The 15,306-nt window shown below is 63.4% G+C and carries 13 protein-coding genes; 2 read left to right on the plus strand and 11 right to left on the minus strand.

What is annotated here, in order from left to right; translation table 11 throughout:
- Positions 1-45: 45 nt before the first annotated feature.
- The 7 genes from QXZ85_RS05285 to QXZ85_RS05315 all read right to left on the minus strand — a co-directional run bounded on the left by QXZ85_RS05285 (position 46) and on the right by QXZ85_RS05315 (position 9,057).
- Positions 46-741, minus strand: a complete 696-nt coding sequence (locus QXZ85_RS05285) for an ABC transporter ATP-binding protein (RefSeq protein ID WP_315730076.1) — start codon at positions 739-741, stop codon at positions 46-48.
- On the minus strand, positions 741-1,490 hold the full coding sequence (locus QXZ85_RS05290) for an ABC transporter ATP-binding protein (RefSeq protein ID WP_315701048.1): 750 nt from the start codon (positions 1,488-1,490) through the stop codon (positions 741-743). Before QXZ85_RS05290 ends, QXZ85_RS05285 begins: the two co-directional genes overlap by 1 nt.
- Entirely contained in the window at positions 1,487-2,791 is a 1,305-nt protein-coding gene (locus tag QXZ85_RS05295) for a branched-chain amino acid ABC transporter permease (RefSeq protein ID WP_315701049.1), read from the minus strand. Before QXZ85_RS05295 ends, QXZ85_RS05290 begins: the two co-directional genes overlap by 4 nt.
- Positions 2,788-3,735 carry a branched-chain amino acid ABC transporter permease gene (locus QXZ85_RS05300; protein ID WP_315701050.1) on the minus strand — a complete coding sequence of 316 codons (948 nt, stop codon included), beginning with the start codon at positions 3,733-3,735 and terminating at the stop codon, positions 2,788-2,790. Before QXZ85_RS05300 ends, QXZ85_RS05295 begins: the two co-directional genes overlap by 4 nt.
- A 136-nt stretch (positions 3,736-3,871) precedes the next feature.
- Complete coding sequence (locus QXZ85_RS05305) at positions 3,872-5,104, minus strand: branched-chain amino acid ABC transporter substrate-binding protein (RefSeq protein WP_315701051.1); 1,233 nt, start codon at positions 5,102-5,104, stop codon at positions 3,872-3,874.
- 397 nt (positions 5,105-5,501) lie between these two features.
- Positions 5,502-7,628: a phosphocholine-specific phospholipase C gene (locus QXZ85_RS05310; protein WP_315765648.1), complete on the minus strand. Its 2,127-nt coding sequence runs from the start codon at positions 7,626-7,628 to the stop codon at positions 5,502-5,504.
- 223 nt (positions 7,629-7,851) lie between these two features.
- Positions 7,852-9,057, minus strand: a complete 1,206-nt coding sequence (locus tag QXZ85_RS05315; protein WP_315701054.1) for a PAS domain S-box protein — start codon at positions 9,055-9,057, stop codon at positions 7,852-7,854.
- A gap of 212 nt (positions 9,058-9,269) precedes the next feature.
- Between QXZ85_RS05315 and QXZ85_RS05320 the strand changes: the two genes are divergently transcribed.
- On the plus strand, positions 9,270-10,952 hold the full coding sequence (locus QXZ85_RS05320) for a PAS domain-containing methyl-accepting chemotaxis protein (protein WP_315765646.1): 1,683 nt from the start codon (positions 9,270-9,272) through the stop codon (positions 10,950-10,952).
- A 25-nt stretch (positions 10,953-10,977) separates the two neighbouring features.
- Here the strand turns inward: QXZ85_RS05320 and QXZ85_RS05325 are convergent, their stop codons facing one another.
- The 4 genes from QXZ85_RS05325 to QXZ85_RS05340 all read right to left on the minus strand — a co-directional run bounded on the left by QXZ85_RS05325 (position 10,978) and on the right by QXZ85_RS05340 (position 14,867).
- Positions 10,978-12,612: a GMC family oxidoreductase gene (locus QXZ85_RS05325; RefSeq protein WP_315762828.1), complete on the minus strand. Its 1,635-nt coding sequence runs from the start codon at positions 12,610-12,612 to the stop codon at positions 10,978-10,980.
- A gap of 69 nt (positions 12,613-12,681) precedes the next feature.
- On the minus strand, positions 12,682-13,275 hold the full coding sequence (locus QXZ85_RS05330) for a GNAT family protein (RefSeq protein ID WP_315701057.1): 594 nt from the start codon (positions 13,273-13,275) through the stop codon (positions 12,682-12,684).
- 115 nt (positions 13,276-13,390) lie between these two features.
- Positions 13,391-14,317: an SMP-30/gluconolactonase/LRE family protein gene (locus QXZ85_RS05335; protein ID WP_315742876.1), complete on the minus strand. Its 927-nt coding sequence runs from the start codon at positions 14,315-14,317 to the stop codon at positions 13,391-13,393.
- Positions 14,318-14,501: 184 nt separating this feature from the next.
- Entirely contained in the window at positions 14,502-14,867 is a 366-nt protein-coding gene (locus QXZ85_RS05340; protein ID WP_316173732.1) for a hypothetical protein, read from the minus strand.
- A 136-nt stretch (positions 14,868-15,003) separates the two neighbouring features.
- On the opposite strand from QXZ85_RS05340, the gene QXZ85_RS05345 reads away from it, so the two are divergent.
- Positions 15,004-15,282 carry a hypothetical protein gene (locus QXZ85_RS05345; RefSeq protein ID WP_315701059.1) on the plus strand — a complete coding sequence of 93 codons (279 nt, stop codon included), beginning with the start codon at positions 15,004-15,006 and terminating at the stop codon, positions 15,280-15,282.
- Positions 15,283-15,306 lie beyond the last annotated feature (24 nt).

A 15,306-nucleotide genomic window follows, 5' to 3' on the forward strand; every position in this document is an offset into this window, starting at 1 on the left:
TTGCAGCGGCAGCCCGCGCAGCAGCGAGAGTTTCTCAGCAGCCTGCTAGACCTCCAGCCACTCCTTGCGGACGGCATCGTTGGCGCGGAGCGCCTCGGGCGTGCCTTCGAACACGATGCGGCCGTGGCCCATGATGTAGACCCGGTGCGAGATCCGCAGCGCGATCGACAGCTTCTGCTCGACCAGGAGGATCGCCACGCCCGCCTTGGCGATATGCGCGATCAGATCGCCGACCTGCTGCACGATCAGCGGCGCCAAGCCTTCGGTCGGCTCGTCGATCATGATCAGGTCGGGGTCGCCCATCAGCGTCCGGCAGGTCGTCAGCATCTGCTTTTCGCCGCCGGACAACACGCCGGCCGCGGTGTCGGCGCGCGCCGCGAGATTGGGAAACATCTCCAGCATCTGCTCCAACCGCCACTTGCCGGGACGGCGGGTGTCCTTGATGCCGAGCAGGAGATTCTGCCGCACCGTGAGCCCGGGGAAGATGTCGCGATGCTCCGGCACGTAGCCGAGCCCGAGCCGCGCGATCTTGTAGCTCGGCAGGCCCGCGATATCCTTGCCCTTGAAGCGGATGGTGCCCTGCGGCGGCACCTCGCCCATGATCGCCTTCACCGTGGTGGAGCGGCCGACGCCGTTGCGGCCGAGCAGGCTCACGACCTCGCCGGCCGCAATCGACATGTCGACGCCCTGCAGGATGTGGCTCTTGCCGTAATAGGCGTGCAGGTCCCTGACCTCGAGCATCAGTTCGCCTCCTGCCCGAGATAGGCTTCCTTGACCTTGGGATTGCCGCGGATCTCCTCCGGCGTGCCGGAGGCGATGATGCGGCCATAGACCAGGACCGAGATGCGGTCGGCCAGGCCGAACACCACGCTCATGTCGTGCTCGACGATGACGAGCGTGCGCCCTTCCGTGAGCCGGCGGATCAGCGCCACCGCGCGCTCGGTCTCGGCATGGCTCATGCCCGCGGTCGGCTCGTCCAGGATGATGACATTGGCGCCGCCGGCGATGGTGATGCCGATCTCCAGTTCGCGCTGCTCGGCATAGGTCAAAAGGCCCGCCGGCACGTCGCGGCGATGGCTCAGATGAATGTCCTCCAGGATCTCGGCGGTTCGCTGGCGCACCTCCGGCAGATCGTCGACATTCTTCCAGAACGCGTAGCGATGGCCGGTGGCCCACAGCACGGCGCAGCGGACGTTCTCCCACACGGTCATGCGCGCGAAGACGTTGGTGACCTGGAACGAACGCGACAGGCCGCGCCGGTTGATCTCGAACGGCCGCAGGCCGGAGATGAGGTCGCCGTTCAGCCGGATCTCGCCCGAGGTCGGCTTGATGTAGCCGCTGATCAGGTTGAACGTCGTGGACTTGCCGGCGCCGTTGGGGCCGATGATGGCGTGCCGCTCGCCTTGCGCGACGCTCAGATTGAGGTCGTGGATGATGCTGACATTGCCGAAGCGCTTTTCGACGGCACGGACTTCGATGGCTGCGGTCACGCGAGAACCCCCCGGTCACGGGCAACAGTGGTGGCACGGTCCCAGGCTTCCGCAATCCGCCGCCAGGTGATGCGCGCCGCAATGCCGCCGCCGACGACCAGGACGGCAGCCACCGCCCAGGTCGCGGGCTTGGTCGCATCGAAAGCGATGCCGAACAGGTTGATGATGCTGCCCTCGCTTGCGGTCGCACTATAGCGGGCCACCGTCTCGATCGAGAGGATGACGCCGCAGGCGAGCGCCAGGGTCGGCAGCGCCGCGACCAGGTAGGACGGGATCACCAGCCCAAGCGACCGCGCCCGGATCAGCGGCCGGTGCATCATCAGGAGGCCGGCGATGCCGTTCGGCGCGAACATCACGATGCCGATGAAGATGATGCCGAAATAGAGCTGCCACACGCTGGTGAGGTTGGTCAGCCCAAGCTGCAGGTAGGTCACGAGAATGGCGCCGACGATCGGACCGAAGAAATAGGAGGTGCCGCCGATGAAGGTCGCAAACAGCACCAGGCCCGACTGCACCGCGCCGAGATAGGCGGAGTTCGCGATCTCGAAATTGATGGCGGCAAGGCTACCGGCAATGCCGGCGAAGAACCCGGCAAAGCCGAAGGCGAGATAGCGCACGACGTGCGGATCGTAGCCGATGAACTCGACGCGGCCGGGATTGTCGCGCACCGCATTGCAGATGCGGCCGAGCGGCGTGCGCGTCAGCGCATACATCGCGATCGCCGAGATCAACAGCCAGGCGGCGATGAGATAGTAGACCTGGATCTGCGGCCCGAAACTCCAGCCGAACACATGCGGCAGCGCCGTGCGATCGGTGGTGATGCCGGATTCGCCCCCGAACACGCTGCGCAGAATCAGCGAGGACGATGCGACCAATTCGCCGATGCCGAGCGAGATCATCGCAAACACGGTGCCGGCGCGCCGCGTCATCACCCAGCCGATCAGAAGCGCAAAGCAGAGCCCGCCAAGCCCGCCGGCCAGCGGAATCAGCGGCAGCGGGATCGGCCAGCCATAGCTGGTGACCGCATTCATGACGTGGACGGCAGCGAAGGCGCCGAGCCCGTAATGCACGGCATGGCCGAACGACAACAGCCCGGTCTCGCCGAGCAGGATGTTGTAGGACAGCGCGAAGATGATCGCGATGCCGATCAGGCTGAAGGAGGTGAGCGAGCCGCCCGAGGAGAAGATCAGCGGCAGCACGACGAGCGCGAGGCCGCCGATCACCCAGATGCCATAGAAGCGCAGGCTCTGGGTGGATGGGGTTGCGGCGATGGGCGGAGCTGAGGTCACGGTCGAGGTCATGTTTCGCGGGTTCCGAGCAGGCCCATGGGACGCACGATCAGGATCACCACCAACAGCACATAGGGCAGGACCGGGGCGATCTGAGCGATCGTGACATTCCAGATGTCGGTGAGGACCGAGGGGCCGACGCCCGGATCGAGCGGCCCGAACGCGCTCGAGAGCGAGCCGTTGAGCGCGACCGCAAAGGTCTGCACCAGCCCGATGAAGAGCGAGGCGATGAAGGCGCCGGGCAGCGAGCCGAGGCCGCCGAACACGATGACGACGAACAGGATCGGCCCCAGCAAGGCCGCCATGTCCGATTGCGTCACCAGCGCCGGCCCGGCAATGACGCCGGCCAGCCCGGCCAATGCGCTGCCGACCCCGAACACCAGCATGAAGACACGCCCGACATTGTGGCCGAGATGCCCGACCATGTGGGGATGCGTCAACGCCGCCTGCACGATCAGCCCGACCCGGGTGCGCTTGAGCACGACCAGGAGTGCGACGAAGATCGCGATCGAGACCGCGAGCATGAAGAGCTTGTAGGCGGGATAGTTGGTGGAGAAGATCGTAAACGCCGGGAAATCTAGTGCCGCCGGCACGCGATAATCCACCGGACTCTTGCCCCAGATCATCGAGACGATTTCCTCGATGGCGAAGGCAAGACCGAAGGTCAGCAGCAATTCCGCGACGTGGCCATGCTTATGGGCGTTGCGCAGGCCGTAGCGCTCGACCGCCATGCCGACCGCGCCCACCAGCAAAGGCGCGAGCACCAGGGCCGGCCAGAAGCCGATCCAGACCGTGAGCTGATAACCGAAGAATGCGCCCAGCATGTAGAAGCTGGCATGGGCGAAGTTCAAGACGCCCATCATGCTGAAGATCACAGTCAGCCCGCTGGACAACAGGAACAACAGCATCCCAAACAGGACGCCGTTGAGCGTCGAAATCACGATCAGCTCGAGCACGATTCATCCATAAGCATTCGCTCCGCTAAGCGCGGAGCAGCAGAATTGAAAGCGGCCCCGCCCGGCCCCGCGGGCAGGACGGCGGCGCAAATCTCGGCGCCTGCTCCGGCCATCCGGAACAGGCGCCGGGCACGCATCAGGGCCGCGCCATCTTGCAGGTGGTGGGCAACATCGTCTGCGGCGTGTCGACCTTCGCCACTAGGCGCCAGCCCCAGCCGGTATTCTCCTCGTCGAACGGCTCCTTCTCGCTGCGGCTGCCGAAGGAGGAGATGTAGATCGGCTGGAAGAACTGATGGTCGTCCTTGCGCATCACGCCGCTGCCGCCATCGAGAACGTCGAACTTCATGTCCTCGAGCGCGGCCGCGACCTTCACCGGGTCGAGCGAATTGGCCTTTTCGGCCGCAGCCTTGAACATGCGCATCTCGTTGACTGCGCGCGGATACCACAGCGACAGGCCGGTCTTGGCGCGGAATGCCTTTTCGAAATCCATCGCGGCCTGATCGCCCGAGTTCGCAAAGCCTTCGGTGATTTGGAACACCTGATGGTCGAGCCCCGTCTGCTTGATCGCGGTCGGGCCGCCGGCGCCGCCGGCATAGTAGGTGTACCAGTTGACCTTGAGGCCCGCATCGGCCGCGGCCTTGAGCAGCAGCGCGATGTCCTGGCCCCAATTGCCGGACACGACGCTGTCGGCGCCGGACGCCTTGATCTTGGCGATGTAGGGCGAAAAGTCGGTGATCTTGAGCAGCGGATGCAGCTCGTCGCCGACGATCTGGACGTCGGGGCGCTTGGCGGCCAACATCTTGCGCGCCTCGGTGCGGACCGACTGACCGAACGAATAGTCCTGGTTGATCAAATAGACCTTCTTGATGGACGGAATGCCCTTCATGTAGTTGGTGAGCGCTTCCATCTTGATGTCGGAGTTCGCATCCCAACGGAAATGCCAGAAGCTGCACTTCTCGTTGGTCATGCTCGGATCGACCGCGGCATAGTTGAAGTAGAGCACTTCCTTGCCGGGATTTCGCGTGTTGTTCTTGGCGACGAAATCCTCCAGCGCCGCGCCGACCGAGGAGCCGTTGCCCTGGGTGATGTAGTGGGCACCGGCGTCGATCGCCTTCTGCGCCTGGACCAGGCTTTCCTGTGGGTTGGTCTTGTTGTCGAGCGGCAGGATCTCGACCTTGCGGCCGAGGATGCCGCCCTTGGCGTTGATCTCGTCGGCGAGAAACTGGAACGTCTTCAGTCCGCCTTCGCCAACGCTGGCACCGCCACCGGAGAGCGGATCGATATAGCCGATCTTGACCGTATCCTCCGCGTAGGCGGTTCCACACAGCATCGGCAGGGTCAAGGCGATGACCCTCGTCATCTTCAGCATCTTCTTCGTTTCCTCACTGACATGATCGCTTGGCATTGGTGCCTCTCGCACGGCACAATTGCGGTCATACTGCGGGAACGAAACCGCGTTGACAAGTCCTGCTGCGACGCAAGCTGTGCGCCTGCTTCAGAATGTCTCGCGATATTTAACGGCGAAGCGCAAGAGCCGCTGCCTCTCGGCCACTGTCGCCTCGGCCGATGGCGCCGTTATCTCGCGTGCTGGAAATTCCGTGAGCCGCACACGACAGGCAACTGCGATCCGGCACCTGCCGCGCCAACCGAACGCGTCCGCATGCTGGACGCGGACGATTGCCGGGTAGGATCGGCAGCGTCAGTTTCAAAAAGCGGAACGCCCGGACTTCCGCCCGGGCGTTCCTCGATGGCTGCCGAACCAAATGTCAGGTCGCCGCGATCTTGCCCATCGCGGGATCGCTGGTCGTGCTCCGGCCGTTCTCGACGTGACCGGCGAGCTGCCACCTGAAGCCGGCATCGGTATCGGTTGTCACCGTCAGGTCGTACCAGCCGTTGTTGTTGTGCACATGGACCATGGTCTCGAACTTCTCGCCATGGCGGAGCCGGCGCGTCCGGCTCCTGCCGGTGTAGTTGTCGACGAGCGTCACGGTGCAGATCGCGCCCTTGTTGGTCAGGATCAGGCCGAGACCGTACACGTCATTGTCGGCGTCCTCATTGGAGAAATCCAACGAATCGATGTCGACGTTGGCGACATTGGCCCCCAAGCCGCCGCCCTTGAAGCTGCGGAAGAAGCCGTTCGGCCCATAGACCGAGAGATCATACTGACCGGCAGTGCCGGCAAGATCCCAGACATCGTTCAGCGACTTGTCCTGCTCGACCGTGTAGCTCCACGGACCCAGATTGCTGTTACCCGAACGCACGTGGAAGCAGACGCCGGCATCGCCCGGATTGGCGAAGCGGATCGCGAACCTCTTCTGCGCGAGATTGGCAGAGCCGTCGACCTGAAGATTATAGGGCAGCGGCCGGGCGGGACGGACGCCCTGCTCCTGCACCGGCATCACCTGCTTGGCCGGCGGGACCGGATGATAGTTATCATAGCGGGTGCCGGTGGTGACGTCGCTGGCGGGCGGCGCAACCGTCGGCGGCAGCGGCGGCAAACCTTCGTTCGGCGAACGGAAGTTGAAGGCCGAGGTGAGGTCGCCGCAGACCGCGCGACGCCATGCCGGGACGTTCTTCTCGAACAGGCCGGGCGCCGTGCGATGGAAGCGTTTCTCGATGAACTGGATCACCGAAGTGTGGTCGAACACTTGCGAGCAGACGAAGCCGCCGCGCGACCAAGGCGAGACGGCCAGCATCGGCACGCGGACGCCAAGCCCGTACGGACCCGGGACATGACTGCCGTCGCCGGCGAACAGATCGGTGCTGGTGTCCACCGTCGACTGGCCATACGCCTTGGACGGCGCCGGATAAGGCCCGACCACGTGGTCGAAGAAGCCGCCGCCCTCGTCATAATTGATCAGCAGAACGGTCTTGCTCCAGAGCTCCGGATTGGAGGTCAGGATGTCCAGCACCTTCGACACGTACCAGGCTCCGGGGCCGGGCAGCCAGTTCGGGTGCTCGCTGAAGGCTTCCGGCGCCGCGATCCACGACACCTGCGGCAGCGTGCCGTTCCTGACATCGTTGCGCAGAATGTCGAACAGGTTCTCGAAGTTGCCGCCATTGGCGATGTTGGTGCCGCGCAGCGCCTTCTCATAGAGCGGGCTGCCGGGCTGCGAGTTCTGGTACTGGTGGAAATAGAGCAGCGAGTTGTCGCCGTAATTGCCGATCCAGGGATTTTCGGTCCAGCCCCAATAGCCGGAAGCGGTCAGGCCGACGCCGATATCCTGATAGATCTTCCAGGAGATCCCAGCCTTTTCCAACAGTTCAGGGAAGGTCGACCAATCGTAGCCGGCTTCCGCGTTGGTGATGACCGGGCCGCCGTTCTTGCCGTCATTGCCGTCCCAGCCGGTCCACATGTAATAGCGGTTCGGATCGGTCGGCCCCATCACCGAGCAGAAATACGAATCGCAGACGGTGAAGGCATCAGCCAGCGCGTAGTGCCAGGGCAGATCCTGACGGTTCATATAGGTCATGGTCGTGGTCCCCTTGTTCGGGAGCCACTGGTCATAGTTGCCGTGATTCCAGGCCCTCTGGCCGTCGTTCCAGCCGTGGGCCACGTCTTCGACGTAAGTGTTGGCCGCATTGTCGACGCGGAACGGCATCACGCTGGTGTTGCCGTTCGGCTGCTGCCAGACCGGATTGCCGTTCGGCAGCTTCACCGCACGCGGATCGTTGAAGCCGCGGACGCCGCGCATGCTGCCGAAATAATGATCGAACGCCCGGTTCTCCTGCATGAGAACCACGATGTGCTTGACGTCCTCGATGGTGCCTTGACGGTTGAAGGCCGGAATCGCATGCGCCCGCTCGATGCTCTGAGTCAGCGCGGCCGTAGCGGCCGACGCGCCCAGCAGGCGCAAGAATTCACGACGATCATGACGCTTGTCATTCGACATCTATTCACTCCCCAAAGTGATGCGTCGGGTCGATTAGGGGCGCCCGGTAACAGCTGCGTGACCGAACGATTAAAGATGTGTGGCGGGAGCGCGAACTGGTCGAGCAGAGGCGCGTCGATTGACCGCACGCGCAACAGCACGTGAGCCCCGCGCCCTGAACGAGGCTGCGGACAATTGGCCGCTTGCGTCACGAGAGGCCGCCCTGGGATGATGTTCGCGGTCGCTATTGGAGCGGCGGCAATGGTCGCAGCGTTTCCGACGGTGTCTCGCCAAACATCTTCCGGTACTCCTTGGCGAAATGACCGGGATTGTTGAACCCGCACTTCAGCGCGATCGATGTCACCGTTTCGCCCGGATCGGGATTGCAGAGCATGCGGCGCGCATGCTGCATCCGGTTCTGCTTGATCTTCTCTCCCAGGGAGGCGCCGTGCGCGGAAAAATATTGATAAACCGCGCGCGGGCTGATCCCGTACTGAGCTGCGAGCTGCTCGATCGAAATCTTCTGGTTCCAGTGCTTCTCGATGTGATCCAGGATCTTGCGGATCGGCTCCGGCGTGTTCGCTTCGCCGCCTGCCCTGGTTTCGGTGATGTCGATCGTCGAGCCGACGAGGTGCGTGCATGCTTCCGACGGGCTGTAGACGCACGTCCCGATGGCGCGAACCCAGCGGATGGCACCGCTATCGGCGACAATCCGGTATTCCTGCGTGTAGCCGGTCCGCTTCACGATCGCCCGGCGAAGCACCTTCTCCAGCGCGTCCCTGTCGTCCGGGTGAACGTGTCGCATCATATCCGCCAGACTTGGAGACGACGACATCGAAGCCCCGGGCGATCGCCCTTCGGCCTCGACGACGAGGTTGAACGTCTCGAGGCCGGCCAGTTTTTCGGCCGCCGCAAGCTGGCCTTCCAGGATCTTCTTTTCCGTGATGTCTTCGACGACAGCGCAATACCATCGGATGCTGCCGTCGACGTCGCGTATCGGACTGGCGGTCACGCGGGCCCATACCAGGCTTCCATCCTTGCGAAGGTAGCGCTCGTCGATCTGGTACAGATCGATCTCGCCGGCGAGAAGGCGGGCATGCTGGAGGCGGTTCCGCTCCCGATCATCGGGATGGGTCAGTTCGAGAAAGCAGATCCGGTCCGTCCTCAACTGATCGAACGTATAGCCGACGATGCGACAATACTCCGCGTTGGCGAAGCGAATACGGCCTTCCTCGACATCCGTCACGGAAATGCCGATGCCTAGGCTGTCGAGAAACACCCTCGGCATCTGGATGATTTCGGCAAGATCTTTCTCTGGCATGGAGTGAGACGGAGGCGCTCCTGGATTGGCCGCGCAATTTAACGCGCGCAATCGCTGAAAATTTGATTCAACACAAGCTAGTACGATTCCGAGTGATTGTCGGATCTCCGACGCCGGGCATCCGTGCACAATTCCAACCGAGCTGCAGAAAACTGCCTAACCAAATCTTACTGCCGAGCTGATAGATTGAGATAACCCCGGAATTTCCCGGATATTTTGAAAGTTCGAACGCGCGCGACGAAGCGTTCCCTGCATCTCCGGACCGCCAGCAATGCGATCTCGCGGAGATGTGGACGACTCAGACCGCCGGTATTTTCGAACTCGGTCGATTGGAGATATTCATGTTTGGCCGCAAGAACCAAAGCGAGGTGCTGGCCTCCCTGGCCGCGAGCGCGATCAGCGCCAAGGTCATGGTCGCAGACGACAAGCTCAACATCGTCTACATGAACGAGGCGGTGAAGACGCTGTTGCGCGAAGCCGAAGCTGATCTGCAGAAGCAGTTGCCAAATTTCAGCGTCGACAGACTGATCGGAACCAACATCGACGGTTTCCACAAGGAGCCGGCGCGCCAAAGGCGCATGCTCCAGGCACTCAATTCCGAGCACCGCGCAACGATCAAGATCGGCAACCGGATCTTCGACCTCGTCGCGACGCCGCTGAAGCATCCGGACGGAACCCGCGCCGGGACGGTGGTCGAGTGGTCCGATGCCAGCGTTCGCCTGCAGAACCTCGATTATGCGGCGCAGGTGGCGGCGATCGGCCGGTCGCAGGCCGTGATCGAGTTCAATCTCGACGGCACCGTCGTGACCGCCAACGACAACTTCCTGAAAGCGCTCGGCTACACCCTGCCCGAGATCCAGGGCAAGCATCACAGCATGTTCGTCGATCCGCGCGAGCGCGACAGCGCCGCCTATCGCGAGTTCTGGGCGGCGCTGAACCGCGGCGAATACCAGGCGGCCGAATACAAGCGCATCGGCAAAGGCGGTAAAGAAGTATGGATCCAGGCCTCCTACAATCCGATCTTCAACGAGCAGAACCAGCCCTTCAAGGTAGTCAAGTTCGCGACCGAAGTGACCGAGCAGAAGCTCCGCAATGCCGATCTCGCCGGTCAGATCGCGGCGATCAGCAAGTCGCAGGCGGTGATCGAGTTCGATCTCGACGGCACCATCATCACGGCGAATGACAATTTCCTTCACGCACTCGGCTACACACTCGGGGAGATCAAGGGCCGCCACCACTCGATGTTCGTCGATCCGGACGAGCGCGACAGCGCCGCCTATCGCGAGTTCTGGGCCTCGCTGAACCGCGGCGAATATCAGGCCAACGAGTACAAGCGCATCGGCAAGGGCGGGCGCGAGGTCTGGATTCAGGCGTCCTACAACCCGATCCTCGATCTCAACGGCAAGCCGTTCAAGGTGGTGAAATACGCGAGCGACGTCACCAAGCAAGTGCTGGTGCGGATGGGCAACGAGCGCGTCCGCGGCATGATGGAATCGGTCGCAGCAGGCGCCGAGGAGCTGAACGCCTCCGTCCGCGAGATCTCCGAAGCCATGACGAAGTCTCGCGAGACCGCGATGGGTGCGGTGGAGCGCGTTGCATCGGCCGACTCGCAGGCCAAGCGCCTGAGCGACGCTGCACAGGCGATGAGCGGGATCGTCGAGATCATCAGCGACATCACCGGGCAGATCAACCTGCTGGCGCTCAACGCCACGATCGAATCGGCGCGCGCCGGCGATGCCGGACGCGGCTTTGCCGTGGTGGCCTCGGAGGTCAAGAACCTGGCCAATCAGGCCAAGGCGGCCACCGACAAGATCGGTGCGGAGATCGGCGGCCTGACCGGGATCTCGAGCGAGGTCGTGAGCGCCTTGAACGCGATCAAGACGGAAATCCAGAACGTCAGCGAATACGTCACCTCGACGGCGGCCGCGATCGAAGAGCAGAGCACCGTCACCGGCGAGATGTCGTCCAGCATGCAAAGAGCCGCTGCGGAAGCCCAGGCAATCGCCGCACGCGCCAACGCGTAAGGACCAAGCCTGCCTGCCGGCGTCGTTAAGCGCCAAGCTCCGCGGCGACAGCGCCCTTGCCCAGGATCAGATCGCCGGCTTTGTCGGCGATCATCATGGTCGAGGCATTGAGGTTGGCCGAGATCATGCGCGGCATCACCGAGGCATCGACCACGCGCAGACCATCGAGCCCGTGCACGCGCAGGCGATCGTCGACCACGGCCCAGGTCGAGTCGGCCGGTCCCATCCGGCAGCTGCAGCCAGGATGGAACGTCGTGGTGGCGCGCTGCGTGGCGGCGGCGAGAAACTCGTCGTCGCTCTGCACCTTGGGGCCGGGGAAATCCTCATAAGCAAAATACGGCGCAAGCGGCGCCGACGCCAGCAGCCGTCGCGCGAGCTTCATGCCCGCGACGACGACGCGGCGATCGAGCTCGGCCGCGAGATAATTGGTCTGAATGACCGGCGGATCGAACGGATCGGCCGAGCGCAACCGCACATAGCCCCGGCTCTCGGGGCGCTGCTGCCAGGAGGCAACCGTCATGCCCGGCTCGTCCTCCAGCTGACCCTGCACGCCCTCCTTGTAGCTTGCGGGCGTGAAGGTCAGTTGCAGGTCGGAGCTCTCGGCGGTCTCGCCTGAGTGCCAGAAGCAGTAGACCATGGTCGGAGACAGCGACAGGATGCCGCGCCGTGTCACCGCCCATTTCAGCGCCTCGCCCCAGAGGTTGAGACCGCGCGCCAGTTCGTTGATGGTCTTGATGTTCTTGACCCGCGCCACCGTGCGCGGCGCGTAATGGTCCTGCAGGCCTTCGCCGACGCTTGAAAGCGCGTGGCGGACTTCGATGCCGCGCTCACGCAACAAATCCGGTGCGCCGATGCCGGACAGCTGCAGCAGTTGCGGCGAGTTGTAGGCGCCGCCGGAGAGGATCACCTCCTTGCGCGCGCGCACCTCCATCGGCACGCCGCCGCGACCACCGCGACTGTAACGCACGCCGGCGGCGCGCTTACCTTCGAGGATGACGCCGGTCGCATGCGCATGCGTGCGGATCTCGACATTCGGCCGGCGGCTGGCCGGACGCAGGAACGCGGTCGCCGACGACACGCGGCGGCCGTTCTGGATCGTGCGCTGGACGTAGGAGACGCCCTCCTGGATGGCGCCGTTGTAATCGGGGTTGCGCGGAATGCCGAGCGAGACCGCGCCATCCATGAAGGCCTCGCACAATCGGTCTTTCCACTCCATGGTGGTGACCGTCAGGTTGCCGTCACGGCCGCGATATTCGGCTTCGCCGACCCCGATCCGCCGCTCCATGCGTTTGAAGTAAGGCAGCACGTCGGCATAGCTCCAGCCGCGATTGCCCATCTGCGCCCAGGTGTCGAAGTCCTGGTGCTGGCCGCGATTATAGATATGGCCGTTGATCGAGGAGGAGCCGCCCAGCGTCTTGCCGCGCGGAGCGTAGATGCTGCGACCGGCGGTATAGGGCCCGGGCTCCTGCTGATAGCCCCAATTGATGCTCTTCATGTAGAAGGTCTTGATGAAGCCGGCCGGCACATGAATGTAAGGGTGCCAGTCGCGTGGCCCCGCCTCCAGCACACACACCGTTACCGACGGATCCTCGCTCAGACGATTGGCGAGCACGCAGCCGGCCGATCCGGCGCCCACGATCACATAGTCGAATGTATCCATCTTGATCTTCTGTTCACTCATCATCTGCCGCACGAACACATCATGCGCGCACCTCGCGCCTTAGCGCGATCAGCGCAGCTTGTCATGCAGCTGATGGTCGAGATGGGCTTTCACGGTCGGCCATTCGGAGGCGATGATGCTGAAGACCACGGTATCGCGCAACGTGCCGTTCGGCGCAACCTGATGGCTGCGCAGGACGCCGTCCTGCTTGGCGCCGAGCCGCTCGATCGCGCGCCGGCTCTGGTGGTTGAAGAAATGGGTGCGGAACTCCACCGCGATGCAATCGAGCGCCTCGAATGCATGTGCGAGAAGCAGGCGTTTGCATTGCGTATTCAGCGCGCTGCGCTGCACACGCTTCGCATACCAGGTCGAGCCGATCTCGACCCGGCGATTGGTCGCATCGACATTCATGTAGGTGGTCATACCCGAGATGCGGCCCTCGGCGTCGAATACGGTGAAGGGCAGCATGGTGCCTGCCGCCTGCAGGCCCAGCCGGCGCTCGATCTCCTTGGCCATGGTCTCGGGCGATGGCACCGACGTGTACCAAAGCTTCCACAGCTCGCCGTCCTTCACCGCCTCGACGAGCGCGTCGTGATGCGCGGGCGAGAGCGGTTGGAGGCTGGCGTGTTGGCCGCGGAGGGTGATGGGATTGAGGAACGGCATTGCTGACTTCCGTCATTGCGAGGAGCGCAAGCGACGAAGCAATCCAGTGCCATCCTGCTCGGGCGCTGGATTGCTTCGCTTCGCTCGCAATGACGGCGGGACTACCACGCCCTCGTCACTTGTTCAAAAAATTCAGCGGCAATCCGGACCGCGGCCAATCCATGGCGACGAGCTCGCCCTTGCCGGACAGCGTGATATAGGCCGTCTTCAGTTCCGGCCCGCCAAAGGCGATGTTGGTCGTGACGCGATCGCCGGTCGGCACCTGCTCGACGATGGCGCCATCCGGCGCGATCACGCTGATGCAGCCGCTCACCAGAGTCGCGACGCAGACATTGCCGCACGCCTCCACCGCGAGCGAATCGAACATCTGATAGCCGCCCAGTCCCGCGATCGGCTTGCCGCGTTCGCCGCGGTAGATCACGTCGCGCGGCTTCAGCGTGCCCGGCTCGGAGAGCTCATACGCCCAGAGCCGCGCGGTCGGCGTCTCCGCGACATAGACCGTGTTTTCGTCCGGGGACAGGCCGATGCCGTTGGCCGGCAGCATGCCGTGCACCACCTCGACGATCTCGGTCATCCCCGGCTTGAGATAGTAGACGGCGCCGAGATCCATGTCGCGCGCGCGACGCTTGCCGAGATCGGAGAACCACAAGCCGCCATGCCGGTCGAACACCAGGTCGTTCGGCCCGCGCAACGCATGCTCGCCGCATCTGGTGACGACGGTCTCGATCGTGCCGCTCTGCAGGTCGACGCGCTGGATCGAGCCGCCGAGATAATCCTCCGGCTGTGGCCCGGGCATGACGGTATTGCGCGTCGGAATCCAGGAGAAGCCGCCATTGTTGCAGATGTAGATCTTGCCATCGGGACCGAGCGCAGCGCCGTTCGGACCGCCGGGAATCTGCGCCACCACCTCCTTGCGGCCGTCGGGCCAAACGCGGGTCAGGCGCCGGCCGCGGATCTCCACCAGCACGACCGAGCCGTCCGGCATCGCGACCGGACCTTCCGGAAATTCCAGATCGGTAGCAAGCACCCGCAGATTGGACATCGGACAACCTCCCGCTTCTATGACTGCAAGCGGATGTTCGATCGCCCGCCGCACGTTCTTATGCGGGCTCTTATGGCAAAGGCGCACGAGCTTGCCAAGCAAGCCGGCTTGCCATGCGCTGCAGGGCTGAGTTGCAAGGCTGCGTTGCAAGCTACGCCGCGGCCTTCTGCGCCGGGTTCTATAGCTACTTACCGGCTGCTGCCGGCGCGGCATCCTTCGCAACCGGAGCATCTGCTTTTTTCTTCAGCTCATCGAGCAGCTTTGCCTGCGCCGATTTGAGCTCGTCGATCGTCCCTTGCTGGCTGATCAACGCAGCCTTCAGCGCCTGGATCTGACGGCTTGCGGCATCGATCTTCTGCTGATGGTCGAGTGAGAGCTTGGTGATCGTCTTCTGCAGGAAATCCACATTGCTCTGCAGGCACGAGGTGCGACGTTCCATCGTCTTCTCGACCGTGCAGATCTCGATTCCCGGAACGTCCTGCGCATGTGCCGTCTGACCAGCAAGAGCAACGCAGAAACAAAGCGGAGACAAGCCGCGAATCAACCACATCACAATTTCCTCATCACGTCGCCAAACACATGAATTTGCATGGAACAGACCGCTTGTCCTGATGATACCATACTGCGACCTCAATCCCGCATTGAGGTTGCAAGCGCTGGGACCCGTTTCGAGGGAGATGCACAGAATGGCTACGCGCGAAAAACGGCTGGCGCAGTTCGATGGCAGCGGCGAACCGCCGCCGGGACAAGCGGTCGAGGTGCTCTGCGAAGATCACAGCGGCACCTACCAACTGCCGTTTCCATGTCTCTATGTCGATGGCAAGTGGCACAATCAGGAATCCGGCGGCATGCTGGAAGCGACCGTCGTCGCCTGGCGCTTTCCGCGCGTGGGCTTTCAATCGCGCAACGGGCGCTCCGAGCGCGGCGGCGCTGCTTTCGCGGCAGCTCGCGCAACATCCTATTGATCGTACCGCGCCACCTGAGCGCTG

This window comes from Bradyrhizobium sp. SZCCHNGR1005 (genome assembly GCF_032489995.1).
Taxonomy (GTDB): domain Bacteria; phylum Pseudomonadota; class Alphaproteobacteria; order Rhizobiales; family Xanthobacteraceae; genus Bradyrhizobium.

Coding starts and splice junctions, on each gene's coding strand:
- QXZ85_RS05285 (WP_315730076.1), bottom strand. CDS start 741: ATGCTCGAGGTCAGGGACCTGCACGCCTATTACGGCAAGAGCCACATC.
- QXZ85_RS05330 (WP_315701057.1), bottom strand. CDS start 13,275: ATGCCGTTCCTCAATCCCATCACCCTCCGCGGCCAACACGCCAGCCTC.
- QXZ85_RS05325 (WP_315762828.1), bottom strand. CDS start 12,612: ATGGATACATTCGACTATGTGATCGTGGGCGCCGGATCGGCCGGCTGC.
- QXZ85_RS05305 (WP_315701051.1), bottom strand. CDS start 5,104: ATGCTGAAGATGACGAGGGTCATCGCCTTGACCCTGCCGATGCTGTGT.
- QXZ85_RS05320 (WP_315765646.1), top strand. CDS start 9,270: ATGTTTGGCCGCAAGAACCAAAGCGAGGTGCTGGCCTCCCTGGCCGCG.
- QXZ85_RS05310 (WP_315765648.1), bottom strand. CDS start 7,628: ATGTCGAATGACAAGCGTCATGATCGTCGTGAATTCTTGCGCCTGCTG.
- QXZ85_RS05345 (WP_315701059.1), top strand. CDS start 15,004: ATGGCTACGCGCGAAAAACGGCTGGCGCAGTTCGATGGCAGCGGCGAA.
- QXZ85_RS05340 (WP_316173732.1), bottom strand. CDS start 14,867: ATGTGGTTGATTCGCGGCTTGTCTCCGCTTTGTTTCTGCGTTGCTCTT.
- QXZ85_RS05295 (WP_315701049.1), bottom strand. CDS start 2,791: ATGACCTCGACCGTGACCTCAGCTCCGCCCATCGCCGCAACCCCATCC.
- QXZ85_RS05335 (WP_315742876.1), bottom strand. CDS start 14,317: ATGTCCAATCTGCGGGTGCTTGCTACCGATCTGGAATTTCCGGAAGGT.